Annotated in this window: 3 protein-coding genes; 2 read left to right on the top strand and 1 reads right to left on the bottom strand. The window is 34.0% G+C overall.

Annotated features, from left to right (window positions below; genetic code table 11):
* Together ENL20_04020 and ENL20_04015 are read left to right on the top strand one after the other, a co-directional pair.
* The coding region (locus tag ENL20_04020; GenBank protein ID HHE37722.1) for a tetratricopeptide repeat protein at nt 1–3528 on the top strand (3528 nt) is incomplete at its 5' end.
* A 566-nt stretch (nt 3529–4094) separates the two neighbouring features.
* On the top strand, nt 4095–4937 hold the full coding sequence (locus ENL20_04015) for a hypothetical protein (protein HHE37721.1): 843 nt from the start codon (nt 4095–4097) through the stop codon (nt 4935–4937).
* A gap of 23 nt (nt 4938–4960) precedes the next feature.
* Here ENL20_04015 and ENL20_04010 read toward each other — a convergent pair whose 3' ends face one another.
* A complete protein-coding gene (locus ENL20_04010) occupies nt 4961–5290 on the bottom strand; it encodes a hypothetical protein (protein ID HHE37720.1) in 330 nt (109 codons plus the stop codon).
* Between the last annotated feature and the right edge of the window lie 363 nt (nt 5291–5653).

Below are 5653 nucleotides of genomic sequence, written 5' to 3'. Positions count from 1 at the left end.
GTTCTTAAATATTTTCAAGATAAAATCCTCACAAAAATTCCGATTATCTTGGGAATTATCAAGCATGCTCGTCAAATCGATGATTATCAAAGTATCAGGGAATATCTTTTAAAAATTACCAAGATCTATATGGAAAGAGGAGATTATGAAAATGCTTTCAGAGAAATATGTGATGTTATTGAAGTTGATTTTTCAAACAAAATGGAGCTGGCTGAAAAAGATCGGAAAAAAGACCTGAAATTGCTCCTTGATACTTCCGAATGGACAACCCACAATAATGTACCATTAAAACTGAAAAGAATTATCAGAGAAATGCCGGATTGTGCGGAACGGCATCTGATCATCGGTTCTTTCTTTTTAACTCTTGAGAAATATAAATTAGCTCGCGATCGACTGGAAAAAGCTTATGAAAAGGCGATTACAGGTCGAATGAAAGCTTTTATTCTGTTAAAATTAGGTAAGGTTTATTTTTTCCAGGAAAATTTTAAAAAAGTAAAAGCATGTCTTAACGAACTGGAAAAATATCAGCTTACAGATGATTTGATGATCATGTTTATCGAGTTGAAATCTTTATATTTCGGTTTTACCGGAAAATTATCTGAAGCAATAAATATTATCGAAGAATTTTTACCAACTATCAAATCTCAGAACGATGCTAATTATTTTATCAAGTTAGGTTCATTGCATAACAATTTAGCTGTATTTTTACATCGAGAAAGACATTATGAGGAAGCAGAAAAGAATTTCCGGATCACCCGGAAAATATGGGAAAAAGTTAATTACCGCAGAAAATTAGCAGCAGTTCTGAATAATCTTGGAGATGTCAACCTGACTAAAGGAAACACGAAAACTGCTGTCAAATATTTTACTGAAGCCCTGGATATCTGTTCAAAAGTAGATTGTAAACGGAACAGGATCTTAGGCTTATTAAATTTGGGAGAAGCAAATATAAAGTTGGGAAGATTCGATACAGCAGAAAAGTTCCTGCATGAAGCTTTAAGAAAATCAGAAGAACAGGAAAACAAACCATTCTTTGATGCTATTATAAATAACCTGGCAATTGCAAAAAGTAAAATTCATGATTTTTCATATTATCAGAAATTTATTACAGAAAATGTTCCCGGTCTTGCTAAAGGAAACATTTATAAGGTAACTCCTTTGACCAAGACATATTTCTATTATCTTCATCAAATCGGAGATTACGAAAAAATAGAAAAATTATTAGAAAAATCAGAAAGTATCTTTTTAGAGAAAAAAGAAAACGAATTTTATTACCAGATGTATGGATTTCTTCTCCTGAATAAAGGAGAATACGAAAAGGCAATCGAAGTAATTGAACTGGCTTTTGAATATTCAAAACAAATGCAAAGCGTTTATGCCCAGGCAATAAATTATATCCGTCTTAATGAATGTTATCTCGCTGTGGGAGATGTTCAAAAAGCAACGGAAATGCATCAGAAAGCTGAATATCTGTGCGATCAGAATGATTTCAATTATTGGAAAAAAGTTTTAGCATTGCGAAAAATAAAGCTCCAGCTCTTAGATGAAAAAATCAGTTTCAGGAAAATCATCAGAGAACTTTTGGCAGTTATCGAATATGTTCAGAAAAATAACCTATACCTTTTGGAAATAGAATCTTACGAGATAATCATCCAGATTTACGCTCATTTGAATATCAACAAGAAGGCAAAACTTTTCTTTGGAAGATACAAAAAAAAGATAGAAAATGCAACTCATGATTTACCAGAATATGACAGAAACATTTATATGAATAAAACCAATTATTACATAGCTGATTATTCTCATTTGAAAACTCTGAAAATCGCTGAAAGAACTTTTTTTGTTTCAGAAAACTGGCAGGAAGAATTATATGATATCTTAAAATTAAAGGAACTAACAAGAATCAAGTTTTTCATTGAAAAAACAATCGATAAACTCTTGGATCCATTTTATTTTTCCATTATCCTCAGCGATGAAATCAAAAATAAAAAAACACCTTTTCTAACGATGAATATCGAAGATAAGAAACTATTCAATGCTAAATTTCTGAATAATATCAATAATAGTTTGGATAACAATCTGGTTCTTTCAAAAAGAATTATGGGAAGCAATGTCTTATTTATACCTTTGAGGATCAAGACAGCAAAAGTCGGATGTTTCGTGATTGGTGATAAAGGAGAATTGGAATTTCAGAAAGATGAGATCTCTGTTTTGAAGATATTGCGTTTTCATCTGACTTCTATTTTGATGAGAATAAACGAGTTTGCCGAGTTGAATAATTATATGGAATTAATGACCAAATTAATGAAAATAACCCGGAAATTCTTTATGATCCTGGATCTTGATAAATTAGAGCAGGAAGTTGTCTCTTTTACTCTTGATTTTATTGGAGGAACCCGCGGTTTCCTGATCAGAAAAGATAAGTATGAAAATTATGTTTACAAGATTGCTCTTGATGATTCCAAACATCTTCTGAAAAAATATGCATTTATTAGTAAAACCGTTCTCAGTGAAGTTCAAAAAACCAGGAAACCAATATTTATTCAGGATACTAAGGAATCCAAAATTTTCGATGGTTATGTAAATTTTGATCAAAGTTCTCTTAATATTTATTGCGCACCTTTGATCGTCGATGATCATGATTTTGGATTTTTATACATTGATAATTTTAATTCCGACAGCATCAAAATCGAGATCAATGAAGAATTTATGAAATTGCTGCTGATGCAGATCGTTGTTTCCCTGAAAAATGCTCTCCAATATGAGTCGCTTCGGCAGAAAAACAAGGAGGTTGAATCTCTCGATAATCTGAAAAATGATTTTATTAATATTGTCTCTCATGAACTGAAAACACCACTTGTTACCTTACACGGATATGTAAACAGGATGCAAAAACCCGGAAATTATCAATTTCATGAAGAAGATATTCGGAAGATCAGTAAAAGTGTCGATAAATTATATTTAACAACAGAAGATATTATTAATTTTAACAAGTATAAATTATTGAACGAGATCAATAAGAATATTACCAATATAAAAGATATTTTGCAGGTTGTTGTTGATGAATTGGAAAATCTTGTCAAAGATAGACACATGTTTTTCAAATTGGAGATCGAAGACAAATTACCATCTATCGAAGTGAACTGGGAAGCATTTACCTTACTTTTGAAAAACCTGATCCTGAATGCTGTCAGGTTCACCAAAGATTTTGGGACTGTTACTGTCGGAGCGAGACATTCTGCTTTCCAACAGGAAGAAGTCGAAGGACAGGAAAGCCTGATCGTGTTCATTCAGGATAACGGGATCGGGATTCCGGAAAATGAACTGGAAAATGTTTTCCGCAAATTCTACGAATTAAATGACCTTTATGCTCATAAATCCGGAACAACTGAATTTCGTTCCAGCGGTCTGGGACTCGGATTATCAACTGCTAAACTTATCGTTAAACTTCACAACGGCAAGATCTGGCTGAACAGTAAAGAAAATGAAGGAACAACGGTTTTCATCGCGATTCCAATCAAGGATTGAATTAGTTGAATTGGGAAAATAGGAAAAAGTAAGATTTGACTCGCAATGACTGAAAGGAATGTGAGTCGAGGATTGCGACCATTTCAAACGGTTGTTCAATTATTCTCGACTCGCACTTCGTCACGAGTCGAGTCCAGCTCCAAGACTTGACTCGCAATGACTGAAAGGAATGTGAGTCGAGGATTACGACCATTTCCAACGGTTGTTCTCAAGGTTGTTCTCGACTCGCACTTCGTCACGAGTGAAGTCCAGCTCCAAGACTTGACTCGCAATGACTGAAAGGAATGTGAGTCGATGATTGCGACCATTTCAAACGGTTGTTCTCATGGTTGTTCTCGACTCGCACTTCGTCACGAGTCAAGTCCAGCTCCAAGACTCAAAGTTGTTCTCGACTCGCACTTCGTCACGAGTCGAGTCCAGCTCCAAGACTCAAAGTTGTTCTCGACTCGCACTTCGTTACGAGTCGAGTCCAACCTAAAAAAGTTTCTTAAAGATAAATAATTATGTTCAATTTAAAGAAAAAAATATTTAAGAATCTATTCGAAGTCAAATTCGAAGCGGAACAGTTGAATTTCACCGAAATTCGTTCTCAAAAAGAAAGATTGATTGTGTTCTTCCCGCAGGAATCGAACCGGATTTATCATATTTTCTCATATATAAATTCCTGGAAAGATGCATTCAAAGAAAACATCTTCTTCCTGCCGGAATTTTCATTTTCTTTTTTTCAAAAGATAGCACTGAATTCCAATCACAATTTTTTGCATCCGGAAAGTAAAATTCCGAACTGTGATAACAGTATCATTCTAAATTTCAATGAAGCGGAAAATATTAAGAAAGTCCTCTCCAAATGCAAAAATGCGATCATTGCGGATCTCGGTAATTTTGCCAACCTGCAGTTCATTCCCAAACCGGAGCAGGCGGAAGAATTGATCATTGAATTTGCTGATTTTTTGAAATTACCAAAAAGAAAATCAAAAGTCGAGTTTCAAAGTTTTGAGAACGAACTCGATAAAATGAAAGATACATTTTTCTATAATAAATTTCCCCATTTCACCCTTGATATTCATAATCAGAAAACCTCCAAAATGACGGAAAATCTGATCAAGAAGCTGAAATTATACTTTTCCGCAAATATCTATTTAACCGGAATTCCTTTTAAAAAAGATATTTATCCGAATGTGAAAAATGTTAAACTGAATGATCTCCTGGAGATTTTCTGTCTGGCTAAAGTCTGTAATATTTTCATATCAGATAACATCGAGCTGGTCGAGTTTTTTTCCAATTTACAGGTGCGACAGGTTTTCGTCGGCAAGGGGAAACCTCTGAAAAAAGTTAAATCTCAATATTTAAACGAATTCCAAAATATCCTGGATCTGGTGAATATGGTTCAGGAAGAGATGAGAAAATAAATTAAGAATCAATAATTAATAATTTAGATTAGTTTCAAATTATTGATCAAAACCATTCCCAGTGAAATCCCGACAGCATCATAAACCAGGTCGTGCCAGCTCCATTTGGTCTTTTTCACATATTTATCACTCGTCTCTTTCCCGATTCCAAATAAAGATGTGATACTAACGGAAATAACAATACTGTTCTTTTTCGGATTGCGGAAAATATCGTGACTGACTCCATAATTCCAATAGGTGATAAATGCACTTCCGGTCAGATGCAGAACCTTGTCCTTTCCGAGCCAGTTCGATTTTGCGGATATTATCGAAAAGGAAAGCAGAATAAGGGAAAGGATAATTATTTTTTTCATTTAGCAAAACTCTTGTTTAAATATTCTGGAAATCATTGAACTGATTAAAAAGTGTGAATGTTAATGCTTTAATCCCACAACTGAAATTGTGGATTCTCTTGTTATCTCATTCAGATTAACCCTCAGTTTCAACTGTGGGAATATTGAAACAAATCCGAAGAAATTAATCCTTTCAAGGATTTTAAAAGTCCTCATATCTCATAAACACCGGAAAATACAAAACTCACTTCCCCGATCAAATAAATATGTTTCCCGTTAAACTCGACTTTTGATTCTCCACCCGGAACTTTGACATTTACAAAATGCTTAAGCAAATTCTGTTTTGTCCCTGAAAAAACAGCAGCACATATTCCTGTTCCGCAG

The organism is Candidatus Cloacimonadota bacterium (assembly GCA_011372345.1).
In the GTDB taxonomy this organism is placed as follows: Bacteria; Cloacimonadota; Cloacimonadia; order Cloacimonadales; family TCS61; genus DRTC01.
The sequence above is the reverse complement of the archived record's forward strand: the minus strand, read 5'-3'. Positions and strand labels throughout refer to the sequence as shown.

Excerpts from the sequence above, each read along its gene's own strand:
- ENL20_04010 (HHE37720.1), bottom strand. The coding sequence starts at position 5,290 with ATGAAAAAAATAATTATCCTTTCCCTTATTCTGCTTTCCTTTTCGATA.